This window comes from Tumebacillus avium, assembly GCF_002162355.1.
Lineage (GTDB): Bacteria > Bacillota > Bacilli > Tumebacillales > Tumebacillaceae > Tumebacillus_A > Tumebacillus_A avium.
In genome coordinates, this window is record NZ_CP021434.1 from 1,563,142 (window position 1) to 1,580,000 (window position 16,859).

Consider the following 16,859-nt stretch of genomic DNA (forward strand, 5'->3'; position numbering starts at 1 on the left):
GTTGTCCCCTCCTATTTCCCCAGGCAGAATTGCGAGAAGATCTGATCGAGCAAATCCTCGCCGACCGCTTCCCCAATCACTTCGCCAAGCGACATCCAGCAGTTTTTCACATCGACGGCGACCAGATCGAGCGTCATGCCCATCTGGGCCGAGGAGATCGCTTCGTTCATCTCCCGCATGCCTTTTTCGAGCAGCGCGACATGGCGCGCATTCGAGACGTACGTGCCTTCCTTGCCTTCGATGCCGCCGGACAGGAACAGGTCTTCCACCGCCGCTTCCAACTGCTCCAGCCCTTCTCCCATAGCGACAGACGTCTCAACGAGCTTCTTGCCCTCGGCAAGCCCGCGCAGCTCCTCCAGATCGACTTGGCGCGGCAGGTCCAGCTTGTTCAGGATCAGGATCGCCGGGTACGGCCCGACCGCTGCCAGCAGTTCGCGGTCCACCTCTTCCAAGGGTCGCGAAGCATCGACCATAAACAAGACCAGGTCGGCTTGATTCAAAGCGGAGCGGGAGCGCTCGACCCCGATTTTTTCCACCACATCTTCCGTCTCGCGAATCCCCGCTGTGTCGATGATGTTTAGCGGGATGCCGCGCAGGTTGATCATCTCTTCCAAAATATCGCGGGTCGTGCCCGGAATGTCGGTTACGATGGCGCGGTTCGTGCGCGACAAGGCGTTGAGCAGCGACGATTTGCCGACGTTCGGCTTGCCGATGATCACCGTCTTCAGCCCTTCGCGCAAAATTTTCCCCGTCGTGGCGCCGGCGAGCAGCTTCTCGATCTCGGCCGCGACAACAAGACCTTCACGGATCACATTTTGTGTCGTCACATCTTCCACATCATGCTCCGGGTAGTCGATCGTCACTTCGATGTGAGCGAGCATCTCGACCATCTTTTGGCGCAGAAGCCTGATTTTCCCCGACAGCTGCCCTTCGACTTGCGAGAGCGCGACTTTCATCGCCATGTCGGTCTTGGAGCGGATCACGTCGATCACCGCTTCCGCCTGCGACAGGTCGATGCGGCCGTTCAGGAAGGCGCGTTTGGTAAATTCGCCAGGTTCGGCCAGTCGCGCGCCATGATTCAGCACGAGGCGCATAACGCGCTGCACGGCGACGATCCCGCCGTGGCCCTGAATCTCCACCACCTCTTCGCCGGTATAGGTGCGCGGCGCTTTCAAAACGGCGCAAAAAACCTCATCGACCGTCTCGCCCGTCTGCGGGTCGACGATGTGGCCATAGTTAAAGGTGTGGCTGTCCACAGCGGTCAGCTTTTTTTTGCCCCGATAAATCTTATCCACAACGGAGATCGCCTCGCTGCCGGAGACGCGAATGATCGCGATGCTGCCTTCTCCAAGCGCGGTGGCAATCGCCGCGATCGTATCAAACTCATTCATGCATTTCTCTCCCAACTTATCCACTTTCCGTTTAGCTTGCCCGTTCGTGAGGATGTGCATAACCATTCTATCATAGCTCAGCAAAAGCACAAAAACTATCCACATGTGGATAGAAAAACATAAAAAAAGAGCCCTGTGGGTTATCCACAAGGCTCTGCGATGCGTTTGGTTACGAACGATGTTTAGTAGGAGTCCGGCGTCCGCCCCGCTCGCGGGTCTTCTCGCCGTTTTTCTTCTCCTTCGGCGAGATCACCACTTTGCGGTGCGGCTCGTCCCCGTGCGAAAAGGTGACGACATCGGGGCGGTGTTGCAAGTAAGAATGAATCACCTTGCGTTCAGCGGGAGACATCGGTTCCAGCATGATGTCGCGCTTTTGCATCAGCGCCTTGTTCGCCAGTCGCTCGGCGAGGCGCTCCAGCGTCTCTTTGCGGCGCATACGGTATTCTTCCGCATCCAGCACAATTTTCAAAAATCGCTCGCTGTGCTTGTTCGCCACCAGGTTGACGAGGTACTGCAACGCATCGAGTGTCGCTCCCCGGCGGCCGATCAGAATCCCGATCGACTCGCCGGACAGCTTGATCTCATACTCGGTGTCGCTTTCTTGCTCCACATCGATGCTGACATCTCGCAAAGACATCGACGATAAAACATCGCCCAGGAACTTTTTCGTCTCTTCAATCGGGTCGAGCTGGGGAACTTCCACTTCCACCTCTGCATCCCGCTTGCCGAAGAGTCCCAAAAAACCGCGGCGAGGCTGTGTCAGAACGGTTACAGTTACGCGATCACGGGGGACGCCCAATTTTTTCAGAGCCAATTCGGTTGCAAGTTCAACCGTTTTACCCGTAGTGATCACTTTTTTCATTTCTTTTTGCCTCCGGAAGCGGGTGCTGCTGCGCCGGGAAGGTTAGGTGCTTTGATGCCTTTGGTGAAGTAGGTCTGCACGATGGTCAGGATGTTCGAGAAGATCCAGTACAGGCCCAAGGCTGCCGGGAACTGCCAGGTGAAGAAACCGATCATCAGCGGCATGATCGCCAGCATAATCTTCGTGTTCGGGTCGTTGTTGACCATCGACATCTTGGATTGGAGGAAGGTGGTGCCTGCCGCCAGAATCGCGAGGATGATGTTTTCGAAGGACTGGGTGCTGGACAGCGTCAGGAAGCCCAAGAATTCATGCAGCTTCAGCGCCTGGTTGGTGTTGATCGCCTGATACAGCGCCAACAGAATCGGCATCTGCACGAGAATCGGGAAACAGCCGGCCAGCGGATTGGCGTTGTACTGCTGGAACAACTTCATCGTCTCTTCGTTGATCTTTTGCTTGTCGTTCTTGTACTTCTCGCGGATCTTGGTCAGCTCCGGCGAGAGTTGCTGCATGACTTTCGTGTAGCGGATCTGCTTAATCATCAGCGGAAGCGTGATGATACGCACGATCAAGGTAACGATCAAGATCGCAACCCCGTAGTCGGTGGTCAAGTGATAGAAATAATCGAGTCCGTCGGAAACGATGCCGACAAACTTGCCCCAGATACCGCTTCTGTCCAAGCTGCCGTCAGCGTTTGTGCTGCCGCAGCCGGTCAACATCACGGCCAGGAGCAACAGGGTGACAGGAATTCTCATTCGTTGAAACAAGCTGAGTTCCCCTCCTTAATGGGAGCAATCGTGATCTATGTAAGGTTCAGGCACGGGGTCAAATCCCCCTGGATGCCAAGGACCGCACTTGAGAATTCGCTTGATGGTCAGGAAGGAGCCGCGCCAAGCCCCGTGGGCCCGCACAGCTTGCATTCCATATTCGGAACAAGTCGGATGAAAACGGCAGGATGGCGGTTTTAATGGAGAGATAAACGTTCGATAAAAGCGAAAGAAGAGCAAAAGCGCCCGCTTCATCTAACGCACCCCTTTTCTCCGCTCGCCCTGCTTGTCCTGCGCGCCGGGGCTGTTCGTGCGCTGCGGCGCCGGTTTGCGCTTGCCCGCATCCGGCCGCTCCATGTTACGCAGCAGATGATGGACGTTTTGCACAACGCTTTCATACTCCAGCTCGGCAGCGGAGGGCCGCGCGATCACCACCAGATCGTAAGACTCCTTGATCTGATCGCTGCTGTTGCGGAACGCTTCCCGCAGCAGTCGCTTGACCCGGTTGCGGGTCACCGCTTTCCCAACCTTCTTGCTGACCGAAAAGCCAACGCGGAACGCTTCGCTGTTCCGATTTTTTAAATAATAGATGACGAGATAGCGGTTGGCGAAAGACTGTCCATGATGAAAAACCCGCTGAAAGTCTCGTTTGTCTGTCAACCGGTGTTCTTTTTGCAGCATAGAGCCTGGCCCCCATTCCATCTCCTAGTATACGGAAGCAAGGGTGCCGTTAAACCGCCTGTTATGTAAAAAAGACCACGAAAACGTGGCCTTATGCGGACAGAACCTTTCTTCCTTTGCGACGACGTGCAGCCAGTACGCGACGGCCGTTCTTGGACGCCATACGAGTACGGAAGCCGTGAACTTTCTTGCGCTTGCGTACGTTCGGTTGGAAAGTACGTTTCATCGATCTACACCTCCCTATAGAACTTTCTATCTGAATGAGAGAAAGCCAACTGTAGACAATACACTACGTCATTATAGCGGAGATGCAAGATGATTGCAAGATTGGTTTCACACGCAAAAGAAGGAAATACGATCCGCGGGCCTGTGGAAAACTTTTTCGACACGTAAAATACTTTTCGACAAGTATTCAACAGCATTATCCACAATCCACATGGCTGTGAACAAACTCGGTTGCATACTGTTTTTGGTGTGGATAAGTTTAAAAAAGTCCGTTGTCATCAGGGTTTCATTTCTGATATGATGGAGTAGCTTGTCCGTGGATAACATTTCTGAATCCACACACTTACTAACAGGTGTGGATAACTTGGTGGATAACTATCCTCAGATGTGGATTCGTTATCCAGATACGTGGGGACAAGAGACTGCACCATCCTTCAAACTACGGAATAAATCGACACCGTACGCCTCAATTATTATCCACAATACTTGTTGGTAACCGCAAGGGGATGTGGATTTTTATTGTGTATTTTTTTTGGGGAGGTTCCTGACTTCATGGATCGGCAAGCACTAGACCTGTGGCAGAAGACGACCGCCACCCTGGAAACGAAGCTCTCCAAGCCCAGTTTCGAGACGTGGTTCAAATCGACGCAGCCCGTGTCCTATGAGAACAACACGCTGATTGTCTCCGTGCCGAACGAATTTTCCCGCGACTGGCTGGAATCTCGTTACTCGGCCATCATCAAGGAAACGCTCACCGCCATCACGAGGCAAGAAGTGACGGTCAAGTTTGTCATCCCGCAAGTTTTTGATGAATCTCTCTATGAAAATTCACCAAAACCTGCGCCGCCAAACACACCGGCCGGGCCTCAAGATGAAGAGCTGTCAGAGTTTGTTCCATCGGCACTCAATCCCAAGTACCTGTTCGACACCTTTGTCATCGGTGCCGGCAACCGCTTTGCGCACGCAGCCTCCCTGGCTGTAGCCGAAGCTCCGGCCAAAGCGTACAACCCGCTGTTCATCTACGGGGGCGTAGGCCTTGGCAAAACGCACTTGATGCATGCGATCGGCCACTATGTGCTCGACAGCAACCCGCAGGCGAAAGTCGTCTACATCTCGTCGGAAAAGTTCACCAACGAGTTCATCAACGCCATTCAGTACAACAAGACGGTTGATTTCCGCAACAAGTATCGAAATGTGGACGTGCTCTTAATAGACGATATTCAGTTCCTGGCCGGGAAAGAACAGACCCAGGAGGAATTTTTCCATACGTTTAATACGCTGCACGAAGAGAGCAAGCAGATCATCATCTCCTCCGACCGTCCGCCCAAAGAGATCCCGACGCTCGAGGACCGCTTGCGCTCGCGCTTTGAATGGGGCCTGATCACCGACATCCAGCCGCCGGACTACGAGACGCGGATCGCCATCCTGCGCAAGAAGGCCAAGGCGGAGGCGCTCGACATCCCGAACGAAGTGATCTCGCACATCGCCAACAAGATCGACACCAACATCCGCGAGCTCGAAGGCGCGCTGATCCGCGTCGTCGCCTACTCGTCGCTGATCAACCGCGACCTGTCGGCAGAACTGGCGATGGAAGCATTAAAAGACATCATTCCTTCTAATAAACCGAAACAGATCACCATCGCCGAGATCCAAAAGGTGACCGGGGAGCATTTTGACATGAGACTTGAGGACTTCAAAGCGAAAAAGCGCACCAAGGCGATCGCCTACCCGCGCCAGATCGCGATGTACCTCGCCCGCGAGCTGACCGATTTTTCGCTGCCGAAGATCGGCGATGAATTTGGCGGCCGCGACCACACGACCGTCATCCACGCGCATGAGAAGATCGCGAAAGAACTGAAGACCGACTTCACTTTGCGCCAGACGATCGAGACTTTGAAAGAAAAACTTGGCCACAATTAAGAATTGGGGATAACGATTGTGACTAAGCTGTGAATAACTACACAGTCCAACCGGGCACTGGATATGTGGATAAGTAAACGAACCTTACGCACAGATTGTCCACACGCGCCAAACCTGTTCAGTCGTGAGGTTTCGACACTTTTCCACATATTCAGTGCCCTTATTACTGTTATTACTGAAAATCTTATAATAACTACTCCACCTACTACTACTATGCTCGGGGGACTGAGCGTATGACTGCCTGAGGGGGAAACATCCATGAAAATCGTGATCCAGCGCCAAAGCCTCGTGCAAGCGATCCAAAATGTTCAAAAAGCCGTATCCGGCAAAACCACCATTCCGGTGCTGACCGGCATCAAGATTGTCGCTGCCAAAGACGGCCTTTCTCTGACCGCGACCGACCTTGAGATCGGGATCGAGACCCGCGTCCCGACACACATAGAAGAAGATCAGATTGTAAACGTTATCGAAGAAGGTGCGATCGTGCTGTCGGCAAAGTTTCTCAGCGATATCGTGCGCAAACTGCCGAGCCAGCAGGTGGAGATCGAAGTCAAGCAGAACTACCTGACGATCATCCGCGGCGGCAAATCGGAGTACAACCTGCACGGACTCGACCATGAGGAATTCCCGCGCCTGCCGCAAGTGAACGGCAACCAGATCTTCTCCGTGCAGTCTGACATTTTGAAAGACATGATCCGCCAGACTGCGTTTGCCGTGTCCGGCGAAGAGATCCGTCCGGTGCTGACCGGCGTCATGTTCACGCTGAAAAAGGGCAGCTTGAAATTTGTCGCCACCGACTCGCACCGCCTTGCGACCCGCGAATCGAGCGTCGAAGCGCCGGAAGACCTGGAGATTCACAACGTGATCATTCCGGGCAAGAGCCTGAACGAGCTGGGCCGTCTGCTGGCCGACGATTCTTCACTTGTCGATATCGTGGTCGCCGACAACCAGGTGCTCGTGCAAATGGACAAAACGCAGTTCTACACCCGCCTGATCGACGGCCAATACCCGGACATCTCGCGGATCATTCCGTCCAATTTCAAAACGGGCCTGACCGTGAAGACCAAAGATCTGCAAGGCGCGGTGGAGCGTGCTTCTTTGATCGCCAAAGAGCATGAAAACAACCTTGTCCGCTTAAACATCAAAACAGGCGGGATCGAGATTTCCTCCAACTCCCCGGATGTCGGGAAGGTGTCGGAGTCGATCGAAGAGATAAACGTGACCGGGGATGAGCTGCTCATCGCTTTCAACTCCAAGTTCATGCTCGACGCGCTGCGCGTGATCGACAGCGAAGATCTGCTGATCGAGTTCACCGGCTCGATGAGCCCGTTTTTGGTGAAAATCCCGGACAACCCGAACTGCCTCCACCTCATCCTGCCAGTGCGGATTTACTAAGGGGGACCTTGTTGTGACCTATCAGGACGTGACGATCGAGACGGAATATATCACCTTGCAGCAGTTTCTCAAGTTTGCGGAGATCCTCGATTCGGGCGGCGCGGTGAAATGGTTTTTGGAGGAGCAAGATATCAAGGTGAACGGATCGCCGGAGAAGCGCCGCGGCAAAAAGCTGCGTGACGGCGATCTGATCGTCATCGCGGGCATCGGCTCCTACCGCGTCGTTCAGGGCTAAGCCGAGATGTGGATCAAGGCGCTTGAGTTGCGCAACTTTCGCAATTACGAATCGCTTCAGCTCACCGACCTCTCGCCGCGGGTGAACATCCTCGTCGGCCAGAACGCGCAGGGCAAGACGAATGTCGTCGAAGCGATTCTGCTTTTGTCTGTCGCCAAAAGCCACCGAACGAACAAAGATGCGGAGATGATCCGCTTTGAGACGGAGTTTGCTGCGCTCAAAGGCATGATCGAGCGGAACGAGCGCAGCTACCGGCTCGATCTTCGCCTGCTGCCCAAAGGCAAAAAAAGCGCGGTCAACGGCGTTGAAAAGCGAAAGATGAGCGACTTTGTCGGTCATCTCAACGTCGTGCTGTTCGCTCCGGAAGACTTGCAGCTGATCAAAGGCGGCCCGCAGCAGCGGCGCCGTTTTCTTGACGTGGAAATCGGGCAAGTCTCGCCGCAGTACCTCTACAACCTCACCCAGTACCAAAAGGTGCTTCTGCAGCGCAATTCCCTGCTCAAAGAGATCGGCCAGAAAAAGTCGGGCGATGAAATGCTGATGATCTGGGACGACCAATTGGCCGTCTACGGCACAAAAGTGATCAAAAAGCGCCTGGAGTTTGTGGACAAGCTGGAAGGCTTCGCAAAAGATATCCACAAGCGGATCTCCGGCGGCAAAGAAGAGCTGTCCTTTCACTATCAAAACTCGCTGGATTGTACAGAACTTGTACAACTCGAAGACCTGTACCGCAAGGAGCTGGAGCAAAAGCGCCGCGTGGACATCCTGCGCGGATCGACTTCGGTCGGGCCGCACCGCGACGATGTGGAAGTGCGGATCAACGGCCACAAAGTGCAGACGTTTGGCTCGCAGGGCCAGCAGCGCACGGCGTCCTTGTCGATGAAACTGGCGGAGATCGAATTGATCAAAGCGGAGGTCGGAGAATATCCGGTGCTGCTGCTCGACGATGTGCTCTCCGAGCTCGATGAGTCTCGGCAGTTGCATCTCGTGCAGAGCATGGGGGAGAAAGTGCAGACGATCGTCACTACGACGACAACCTTTGGCCTGGAGCACTTTCTGAGCGAGGAAGCTAACGTGTACCGGGTGGAACGTGGTATAATCACGAAAGAAGGGTAGGTGGATTTTGGCATGTTCATTCACTTGGGCGGTGACGTCATGGTCCAGAGCAAAGATGTGATTGCCATTTTTGACCTGAAGATGAAGTACTCTTCGGACAGCACCAAAGAATTTTTAAATGTGGCAGACGAAGAAGGATTTGTTGTCATGATTGACGAAAGTGAGAGCAAATCATTTGTGGTGACTACGAAAAAAGTCTACTATTCGCCGATCTCGTCTCTCACGCTGAAAAAGCGGGCAGGTTTCGTTTCGGAGCTTGAATAGCTGATTTGCCGTCCCCAGACTTAAATCTGGCGGACTTTTTGTGTAAATGATAGGGAATACGTCAAGACTACATACAAACGTGTTGAATCTGGAGGGTACCGACATTGACTCAGGAATTGAATGCCTCCGTTTATGATGAGAATCAGATACAGGTTCTCGAAGGATTGGAAGCGGTCCGGAAGCGTCCGGGGATGTACATCGGTTCCACGACTTCGAGAGGGCTGCATCACCTCGTCTGGGAAATCGTTGACAACGGCATCGACGAAGCGCTTGCCGGTTTTTGCGATCATGTGCAAGTGATCATCCAAGCGGACAACAGCATCAAGGTCAGCGACAACGGCCGGGGGGTGCCTACCGGGATTCACCCGAAGATGGGGATTCCGACAGTTGAGGTCGTTTATACGATTTTGCATGCCGGCGGCAAGTTCGGCGGCGAAGGCTATAAAGTTTCCGGAGGTCTGCACGGCGTTGGCGCGTCCGTTGTAAACGCATTGTCGGAGTGGATGGAAGTCACCGTCCGCCAGAAGGGCAAAGTGTTCCAGCAGATGTATGACCGCGGCGCCCCGCGCTTCGGACTGAAAGAGATCGGCGAGATGGAAACAGGCGAGCGTTCGGGCACGACCGTTATTTTCAAGCCCGACCCGCAGATCTTCACAGAGAGCACCGTCTACGAATACGAGATCCTCGAAGGCCGTCTGCGCGAACTGGCCTTTTTGAACGGGGGCCTGCGCATCACCTTGCGTGACGAGCGCGAAGGCAAGGAAAAAGAAGATGTGTTCTTCTACGAAGGCGGGATTGCGTCCTTCGTGGAGTACTTGAACAAAGACCGGGAAGTGCTCTTCTCCCCGCCGGTGTTCACCGCAGGCGAAAAGGACGGCATCATCGCCGAAGTGTCCCTGCAGTACAACGACTCGTATTCCAAGGACAACATCTTCTCGTTTGCGAACAACATCAACACGCATGAGGGCGGCACGCATGAATCAGGCTTCAAGTCGGCGCTGACCCGCGTGATCAACGAATATGCGCGCAAGTACAACCTGCTCAAAGAGAACGAGAACAACCTGACCGGCGATGACGTGAGGGAAGGGATTTGCGCGATCGTATCGGTGAAGATTCCGGAGCCGCAGTTTGAGGGGCAGACCAAGACCAAACTTGGCAACTCCGAAGTGCGGGGGATCGTCGAGACGATTTTTGCAGAAAAGTTCATGACGTTCCTCGATGAGAACCCGACCACAGCGAAGAAGATCATCGAGAAAGCCCTGCTCGCGTACCGAGCGCGGGAAGCTGCCCGCAAAGCGCGGGAACTCACCCGCCGCAAATCGGCGTTGGAAGTCTCTTCGCTGCCGGGGAAACTGGCCGACTGCTCGTCGCGCGACCCGCACGAGTCGGAGATTTTCATCGTCGAAGGTGATTCTGCAGGCGGATCGGCCAAACAAGGCCGTGACCGTCACCGCCAGGCGATTCTTCCCTTGCGCGGGAAGATCATCAACGTGGAGAAGGCGCGTCTCGACAAAATTTTGTCGAACAACGAAATCCGCGCGATCATCACGGCGCTTGGTACAGGTGTCGGCGATGACTTCAACTTGGAGAAAGCGCGCTACCACAAGATCGTCATCATGACGGACGCCGATGTCGACGGTTCGCACATCCGCATCCTGCTCCTGACCTTCTTCTACCGCTACATGCGGGAGTTGATCAACGCAGGCTACGTGTACATCGCGCAGCCGCCGCTCTACAAGGTTTCCAAAGGCAAAGCGGTCTCCTACGCGTACAACGACCGCCAGCTGGAAGAAAAGCTGAACGAGATCGGCCGCACCGGCATCAACATCCAGCGCTACAAAGGTCTGGGCGAGATGAACGCCGAGCAGCTTTGGGAGACGACGATGGATCCGGAGAGCCGCACGCTGTTGAAAGTTGGCATCGAGGATGCCAAGATGGCCGAATCGTTTTTTGACAAGCTGATGGGCGACCGGGTAGAGCCGCGCCGTGAATACATCGAGCAAAATGCGCGTTATGCGCAACTTGACGTCTAGAACAAAATCTAAGGGGATTCCTCATGGCTGAAATTGATCGCAATCCGACGATAGACATATCCAAGGAGCTTCGAAACTCCTTTATCGACTACGCAATGAGTGTCATCGTCTCCCGTGCGCTGCCAGATGTGCGCGACGGGTTGAAGCCGGTACATCGCCGGATTTTGTTCGCGATGTACGAAGTTGGCATGACGCCTGACAAGCCGTACAAAAAATCGGCCCGCGTCGTCGGTGACGTATTGGCAAAGTACCACCCGCACGGCGACGCGTCCGTATACGACGCGATGGTGCGGATGGCGCAGGATTTTAACACGCGCTATCTGCTCGTCGACGGTCACGGCAACTTTGGTTCGGTCGACGGCGACTCCGCTGCGGCGATGCGCTACACCGAGGCAAGAATGTCCAAGATCGCGATGGAACTGTTGCGCGATATCAACAAAGAGACGGTTGATTTCGGGCCGAACTATGACGGCAACGAAAAAGAGCCGCAAGTGATGCCGGCGCGCTTCCCGAACCTGCTCGTCAACGGTTCGGCAGGGATCGCGGTCGGGATGGCGACCAACATCCCGCCGCACAACCTGCGCGAAGTGATCGACGGCGTGCTGATGATGATCGACAATCCGGAGGTGACCGTCTCCGATCTGATGACGGTGATCCCGGGACCGGACTTCCCGACTGCCGGCCAGATTCTCGGCCGCTCCGGGATCCGCTCGGCCTATGAGACGGGCCGCGGCTCGGTCGTCATGCGCGCCAAGTCCGAATTTGAAGAAGCGAACAACGGCAAGACCCGCATCATCGTTACCGAGCTGCCGTTCCAGGTCAACAAAGCCCGCCTGATCGAGAAAATCGCTGAATTGGTGCGCGACAAGAAGATCGACGGCATCACCGACCTGCGCGACGAGTCGGACCGCAAAGGGATGCGCATGGTCATCGAGCTGCGCCGCGACGTTAAGCCGCAGGTCGTCTTGAACAACCTGTACAAGCAAACGCAGCTCCAGACGACGTTTGGCGTCAACATGCTGGCCCTCGTACACGGCGAGCCGAAAGTGCTCAACCTGCGCGAAGTGATCTACCACTACATCCAGCACCAAAAAGACGTCATCACCCGCCGCACTCAGTTCGAGCTGAAAAAAGCGCGTGCGCGCGCCCACATCCTCGAAGGCTTGCGCATCGCGCTTGACCATATCGACGCGGTCATCGCTTTGATCCGTGCTTCGCGCACGGCCGAAGACGCGCGTAACGGTTTGATCACCGAGTTCAAGCTGTCCGAAGAGCAGGCGCAGGCGATTCTCGACATGCGTCTGCAGCGCCTGACCGGTCTCGAGCGCGACAAGATCGAAAACGAGTACAACGAGCTGATGAAGATGATCGCCGAATACGAAGCGATCCTCGCTGACGAGACGCTGCTGATGCAAGTCATCAGAGAAGAAATCACGGAAATTCGTGAAAACTTCGGCGATGACCGCCGCACGGTGATCACGTCTGCAGAAGGCGAGATCGACGAAGCGGACCTGATTCCGGTCGAAGATGTTGTGATCACAATCACGCATCAAGGCTATATCAAGCGTCTGCCGGTTTCGACCTACCGCAGCCAGCGCCGCGGCGGACGCGGCGTGACGGCGACCGGTATGAAAGAAGAGGATTTTGTGGAACACCTCTTCATCACGTCGTCGCACAACGCGGTGCTGTTCTTCACGAACCGCGGCCGTGTGTACCGTCTGAAAGGCTACGAGGTGCCGGAGTTTGGCCGTGCTGCGAAAGGCACGCCGATCATCAACCTGCTGAACATCGAGCAAGGTGAAAACGTGTCGGCTGTCATTCCGCTCGACAAGCCTTCAAACGACGAACCGTTGGATGATGTGATGATCGAAGAGATGGCAGACAACGAAGAGGATGCAGCAGCAAATGGTCCGTTCCTCTTCATGGGCACGCGCAAAGGCGTGGTCAAAAAGACGCCGCTCTCCCAGTTCAACAACATCCGCAAGGCCGGTCTCATCGCGCTCACGCTGCGTGACGAAGACGAGTTGATCGGCGTGAAGCTGACCGACGGCAACCAGGAGATCATCATCGGCACCCGCGAAGGCATGTCTGTCCGTTTCGCGGAGCAGGATGTGCGCTCGATGGGCCGTACCGCTGCCGGCGTCAAAGGGATCGATCTGACGGCGAGCGACGTGGTCATCGACATGGACGTCGTCAACAAAGCGGCGCACGTGCTGGTCGTGACCAGCAACGGCTACGGCAAGCGTTCCCCGATGGGCTCTTACCGCATCCAGGGACGCGGCGGCAAAGGGATCAAGACCCTCGACCGCACCGATAAGACCGGGCATGTGGTCGGCTTGAAGATCGTGACGACCGAAGACGATATCTTAGTGATTACCAACACCGGCGTCGTCATCCGAACTCCGGTCAACCAAATCTCGGAACAAAGCCGCATCACCCAAGGGGTCAAACTGATCAACCTCCATGGCGACGGCGAAGAAGTCTCCACCGTTGCCCGCGTCCTGACCGGCGATGAAGATGAAGTTGTGATTGATGCGGAATAATCAAAGTGAATAGTTGCTCACGCAAAGACTTCGCAGATTCTGCGAAGTCTTTTTGTTTTTCTAAAAATTTCCCAAAATTTATTGATCTATTCAGTTATATACTATATAATGAATTTGTCAGCAATTACTGAATAGTCTGATTTAAGTAACCGGAGGTGATTTGAATGATCAAGAAGGTAGCAACTCGCAAAGTGACTCGTTCTTACCGTCTGAAGTGCGGATGCGTTTGCGGCGCGAACTAATCTGCTCAGGACCAATGAAGCCGTCTCTGCATCTAGAGACGGCTTCTACTTTGGACAGGGGGTCTCACCATGCTGGGAAATATCCAGAATCTCATTTTGCAACTAACGATCGACCCGGTACGAGCAGATCAATTTTTTGCCGATCCGGAATCTTTCCAAGTGGAGTTCGCCTTGTCAGATGAGGAACTTTCTTTTGCCAAGCAACTCCCCCAAAAGGCGATTACCGATTTTCAAATCAGTGTCTGCCGCAAACGCTCCCGCCGCGTGTATGATGCAGTCAAACGCACTTCGGCGTGTCTGCAACAACAAAAGGGTCAGGACGTGTTTCGAAGTTTTGCGATCGCACATGTCATGCGCTCCAATGAGTGGCCGAATAAGATTCCGGCGTTTTTTGATCATGTGGAAAGCGCGTTAGGAGATACGGTGGAAGACGGTGTGCTGCGCGAAGTGGTTTCCTTTGAGCGTTGGATGTACAACATCGACCAGGGAATGTTGCAGCATGACGTTGCAGGCCGTGGAATCGTTCGTACCCCGCAGGCGCAGATACACTCCTTTTTGGTGCCGGCCGAACCGCTGCTGGATGAATGGGTCAGTCCGGAGCTTCGTCAGATTTTGATGGAGGGGTATGGGCAGTCGAAAAGCTTTGTGCTCGCACTGCAAACGGGGGATGAGATTGAGCTCTTCGAAATCGATGCGTGCATCTATGAGATCTTGATGCAGTGTGAAAAACCGCAGTCGAAAGAAGCGCTGACAGCTGTTGTGCAAACCGCGATTCAAAAGCATGAGGTGGACAAACAGCCGCAGGAAGTGCTGGCGGAACTTGAGGAATTGGGAATTTTGATCGAAATTGGAGAGGAGGCCTAACAATGGCGAAAGGAATCGGTGTCGGTTTGCGAGAGGAGTTCATCGAGGAACGGGAAGCTGTTTTACGGCATGTGGATTTTCTGGAGATCAACCAGAAGGCGGATGTGGAGCAAACAAAAGAAGAATTGGCGGGCTTCGTGACAGAAATCCCGATCGTGATCCACTCGCTCAATCTTTCATTGGGATCGATCACGCCGCCGCCAGCGCACCGGGTCGAGGCGCTGGTGGAGACGGTGCTGGCCGTCAATCCGTCTTGGGTGAGTGAACATCTATCCTACAGCCGCTTTGATGATATTGAAATCGATAATTTTATCGCGCTGCCGTATACGGAAGAAGCGGTCGAAGTTGCCGGAGCCAATATCAAAAGAATCCAAGAGCGCATCGGGAGAAGGATGGCGATGGAGAACATCACGCATACGTTTATATGGCCGGGGAATCAATTTTCAGAAGCTGAATTCTTGAAAAAGATCACCGAGCGGGCCGATTGCGGTTTGTTGCTCGATGTGACCAACCTCTATCTCAATGCAAAAACGATTGGATATGACCCCTATGAGTTTTTGGAAACTCTGCCCAAAGACCGTATCATGCAACTGCATCTGGCCGGGCATACGGAAGTGAACGGCGTTTTGTACGATACGCATGTAGGAGGGATTCACCCAGAAGTGCTCGGGTATGCAGAATGGGTGTTGAACAACACTTCTTGTGAGGCGCTGGTGATCGAACGGGACGCTGACCTGATTGAGTTTCATGACTTGCTGCCCGACCTTGAATTTTGTCGGAACCTGTATAACAAATATCGTAAAGGCGTTCATGTTTGATGACCGCCGACTTTTTTATAAATTTCCAGTTGACGATACGAATGCAATATGATAAATTAGTTATTGTCGCCGCAACAAACATGCGATTGACGAGATTGATCCTTGAAAACTAAACGAGTGTTACAGAGATAGATCACGAGCCAAGAGATACAACTTCTCAACTTCGGTTGAACAACTTTTATTGAGAGTTTGATCCTGGCTCAGGACGAACGCTGGCGGCGTGCCTAATACATGCAAGTCGAGCGGACTCGAGAGAGCTTGCTCTCAAAGGTTAGCGGCGGACGGGTGAGTAACACGTGGGCAACCTGCCCGACAGATCGGGATAACGCTTGGAAACGAGTGCTAATACCGGATAGGCTTCTCCTTCGCATGAAGGAGAAGAGAAAGAAGCTTTCGCTTCACTGTCGGATGGGCCCGCGGCGCATTAGCTAGTTGGTGAGGTAACGGCTCGCCAAGGCGACGATGCGTAGCCGACCTGAGAGGGTGACCGGCCACACTGGGACTGAGACACGGCCCAGACTCCTACGGGAGGCAGCAGTAGGGAATCTTCCACAATGGGCGCAAGCCTGATGGAGCAACGCCGCGTGAATGATGAAGGCCTTCGGGTTGTAAAATTCTGTCTTCTGTGAAGAACAAGTGTGAGAAGGGAATGCTCACACCCTGACGGTAACAGAGGAGGAAGCCCCGGCTAACTACGTGCCAGCAGCCGCGGTAATACGTAGGGGGCAAGCGTTGTCCGGAATTACTGGGCGTAAAGCGCGCGCAGGCGGCCATTTGCGTCCGGGGTGAAAGCCCAAGGCTCAACCTTGGGATTGCCTTGGATACGGGATGGCTTGAGGATCGGAGAGGCAAGGGGAATTCCACGTGTAGCGGTGAAATGCGTAGAGATGTGGAGGAACACCTGTGGCGAAGGCGCCTTGCTGGCCGATTTCTGACGCTGAGGCGCGAAAGCGTGGGGAGCAAACAGGATTAGATACCCTGGTAGTCCACGCCGTAAACGATGAGTGCTAGGTGTTGGGGGGTACCACCCTCAGTGCCGAAGCTAACGCATTAAGCACTCCGCCTGGGGAGTACGGTCGCAAGACTGAAACTCAAAGGAATTGACGGGGGCCCGCACAAGCAGTGGAGCATGTGGTTTAATTCGAAGCAACGCGAAGAACCTTACCAAGACTTGACATCCCGCTGACCGGTTTAGAGATAGACCTTCCCTTCGGGGCAGCGGTGACAGGTGGTGCATGGTTGTCGTCAGCTCGTGTCGTGAGATGTTGGGTTAAGTCCCGCAACGAGCGCAACCCCTAAATTGTGTTGCCATCATTTAGTTGGGCACTCACAATTGACTGCCGGTGACAAACCGGAGGAAGGCGGGGATGACGTCAAATCATCATGCCCCTTATGTCTTGGGCTACACACGTGCTACAATGGGCGGTACAAAGGGTTGCGATGCCGTGAGGCGGAGCCAATCCCAAAAAGCCGCTCACAGTTCGGATTGCAGGCTGCAACTCGCCT

General features: G+C 54.3%; 15 protein-coding genes and 1 rRNA gene (1 of these 16 running past the window's edge). 10 read left to right on the forward strand and 6 right to left on the reverse strand.

Going from position 1 to position 16,859, the window contains the following annotated elements; genetic code table 11:
• Window positions 1-11 precede the first annotated feature (11 nt).
• From mnmE to rpmH, 6 genes are all read right to left on the reverse strand, one after another.
• Window positions 12-1,391 carry a tRNA uridine-5-carboxymethylaminomethyl(34) synthesis GTPase MnmE gene (gene mnmE, locus CBW65_RS07135; protein ID WP_087456285.1) on the reverse strand — a complete coding sequence of 460 codons (1,380 nt, stop codon included), beginning with the start codon at window positions 1,389-1,391 and terminating at the stop codon, window positions 12-14.
• A 169-nt stretch (window positions 1,392-1,560) separates the two neighbouring features.
• The gene (gene jag / locus CBW65_RS07140; RefSeq protein WP_087456286.1) at window positions 1,561-2,253 is read right to left on the reverse strand and encodes an RNA-binding cell elongation regulator Jag/EloR; all 693 of its coding nucleotides are present in this window, start codon (window positions 2,251-2,253) and stop codon (window positions 1,561-1,563) included.
• Window positions 2,250-3,017: a YidC/Oxa1 family membrane protein insertase gene (locus CBW65_RS07145; RefSeq protein WP_232463458.1), complete on the reverse strand. Its 768-nt coding sequence runs from the start codon at window positions 3,015-3,017 to the stop codon at window positions 2,250-2,252. Before CBW65_RS07145 ends, jag begins: the two co-directional genes overlap by 4 nt.
• 15 nt (window positions 3,018-3,032) lie before the next feature.
• The gene (gene yidD, locus CBW65_RS07150; RefSeq protein WP_087456288.1) at window positions 3,033-3,272 is read right to left on the reverse strand and encodes a membrane protein insertion efficiency factor YidD; all 240 of its coding nucleotides are present in this window, start codon (window positions 3,270-3,272) and stop codon (window positions 3,033-3,035) included.
• Complete coding sequence (rnpA, locus tag CBW65_RS07155; RefSeq protein ID WP_232463459.1) at window positions 3,273-3,698, reverse strand: ribonuclease P protein component; 426 nt, start codon at window positions 3,696-3,698, stop codon at window positions 3,273-3,275. It abuts the gene before it with no gap.
• A 91-nt stretch (window positions 3,699-3,789) separates the two neighbouring features.
• Entirely contained in the window at window positions 3,790-3,924 is a 135-nt protein-coding gene (gene rpmH, locus CBW65_RS07160) for a 50S ribosomal protein L34 (RefSeq protein WP_087456289.1), read from the reverse strand.
• A 551-nt stretch (window positions 3,925-4,475) separates the two neighbouring features.
• Here rpmH and dnaA point away from each other — a divergent pair.
• The 10 genes from dnaA to CBW65_RS07215 form a co-directional block, all read left to right on the forward strand.
• Window positions 4,476-5,843 (forward strand): chromosomal replication initiator protein DnaA, encoded by a 1,368-nt coding sequence (gene dnaA / locus CBW65_RS07170; protein WP_087456291.1) that lies wholly within the window; start codon window positions 4,476-4,478, stop codon window positions 5,841-5,843.
• Between the two features lie 258 nt (window positions 5,844-6,101).
• Entirely contained in the window at window positions 6,102-7,238 is a 1,137-nt protein-coding gene (gene dnaN, locus CBW65_RS07175) for a DNA polymerase III subunit beta (protein ID WP_087456292.1), read from the forward strand.
• 13 nt (window positions 7,239-7,251) lie between these two features.
• Window positions 7,252-7,473 (forward strand): S4 domain-containing protein YaaA, encoded by a 222-nt coding sequence (yaaA, locus tag CBW65_RS07180; RefSeq protein WP_087456293.1) that lies wholly within the window; start codon window positions 7,252-7,254, stop codon window positions 7,471-7,473.
• A gap of 6 nt (window positions 7,474-7,479) precedes the next feature.
• A complete protein-coding gene (gene recF / locus CBW65_RS07185; RefSeq protein WP_087456294.1) occupies window positions 7,480-8,589 on the forward strand; it encodes a DNA replication/repair protein RecF in 1,110 nt (369 codons plus the stop codon).
• A gap of 12 nt (window positions 8,590-8,601) precedes the next feature.
• The gene (gene remB / locus CBW65_RS07190) at window positions 8,602-8,853 is read left to right on the forward strand and encodes an extracellular matrix regulator RemB (protein ID WP_087456295.1); all 252 of its coding nucleotides are present in this window, start codon (window positions 8,602-8,604) and stop codon (window positions 8,851-8,853) included.
• Between the two features lie 104 nt (window positions 8,854-8,957).
• Window positions 8,958-10,886: a DNA topoisomerase (ATP-hydrolyzing) subunit B gene (gene gyrB, locus CBW65_RS07195; RefSeq protein ID WP_087456296.1), complete on the forward strand. Its 1,929-nt coding sequence runs from the start codon at window positions 8,958-8,960 to the stop codon at window positions 10,884-10,886.
• Between the two features lie 23 nt (window positions 10,887-10,909).
• Window positions 10,910-13,429 carry a DNA gyrase subunit A gene (gene gyrA, locus CBW65_RS07200; RefSeq protein WP_087456297.1) on the forward strand — a complete coding sequence of 840 codons (2,520 nt, stop codon included), beginning with the start codon at window positions 10,910-10,912 and terminating at the stop codon, window positions 13,427-13,429.
• Window positions 13,430-13,740: 311 nt separating this feature from the next.
• Window positions 13,741-14,535, forward strand: coding sequence for a hypothetical protein (locus tag CBW65_RS07205; RefSeq protein ID WP_087456298.1), 795 nt, complete (start codon window positions 13,741-13,743; stop codon window positions 14,533-14,535).
• Window positions 14,536-14,537: 2 nt separating this feature from the next.
• Window positions 14,538-15,353, forward strand: a complete 816-nt coding sequence (locus tag CBW65_RS07210) for an MbnB/TglH/ChrH family RiPP precursor modification enzyme (protein WP_087456299.1) — start codon at window positions 14,538-14,540, stop codon at window positions 15,351-15,353.
• Between the two features lie 177 nt (window positions 15,354-15,530).
• Window positions 15,531-16,859 (forward strand): 16S ribosomal RNA (locus tag CBW65_RS07215); it runs 216 nt beyond the window's last position.

What these genes read in the sequence shown, in the direction of transcription:
- mnmE (WP_087456285.1), bottom strand. Translation starts at nt 1,391, where the DNA reads ATGAATGAGTTTGATACGATCGCGGCGATTGCCACCGCGCTTGGAGAA.
- jag (WP_087456286.1), bottom strand. Translation starts at nt 2,253, where the DNA reads ATGAAAAAAGTGATCACTACGGGTAAAACGGTTGAACTTGCAACCGAA.
- yidD (WP_087456288.1), bottom strand. Translation starts at nt 3,272, where the DNA reads ATGAAGCGGGCGCTTTTGCTCTTCTTTCGCTTTTATCGAACGTTTATC.
- rnpA (WP_232463459.1), bottom strand. Translation starts at nt 3,698, where the DNA reads ATGCTGCAAAAAGAACACCGGTTGACAGACAAACGAGACTTTCAGCGG.
- rpmH (WP_087456289.1), bottom strand. Translation starts at nt 3,924, where the DNA reads ATGAAACGTACTTTCCAACCGAACGTACGCAAGCGCAAGAAAGTTCAC.
- dnaA (WP_087456291.1), top strand. Translation starts at nt 4,476, where the DNA reads ATGGATCGGCAAGCACTAGACCTGTGGCAGAAGACGACCGCCACCCTG.
- dnaN (WP_087456292.1), top strand. Translation starts at nt 6,102, where the DNA reads ATGAAAATCGTGATCCAGCGCCAAAGCCTCGTGCAAGCGATCCAAAAT.
- recF (WP_087456294.1), top strand. Translation starts at nt 7,480, where the DNA reads ATGTGGATCAAGGCGCTTGAGTTGCGCAACTTTCGCAATTACGAATCG.
- remB (WP_087456295.1), top strand. Translation starts at nt 8,602, where the DNA reads ATGTTCATTCACTTGGGCGGTGACGTCATGGTCCAGAGCAAAGATGTG.
- gyrA (WP_087456297.1), top strand. Translation starts at nt 10,910, where the DNA reads ATGGCTGAAATTGATCGCAATCCGACGATAGACATATCCAAGGAGCTT.
- CBW65_RS07205 (WP_087456298.1), top strand. Translation starts at nt 13,741, where the DNA reads ATGCTGGGAAATATCCAGAATCTCATTTTGCAACTAACGATCGACCCG.
- CBW65_RS07210 (WP_087456299.1), top strand. Translation starts at nt 14,538, where the DNA reads ATGGCGAAAGGAATCGGTGTCGGTTTGCGAGAGGAGTTCATCGAGGAA.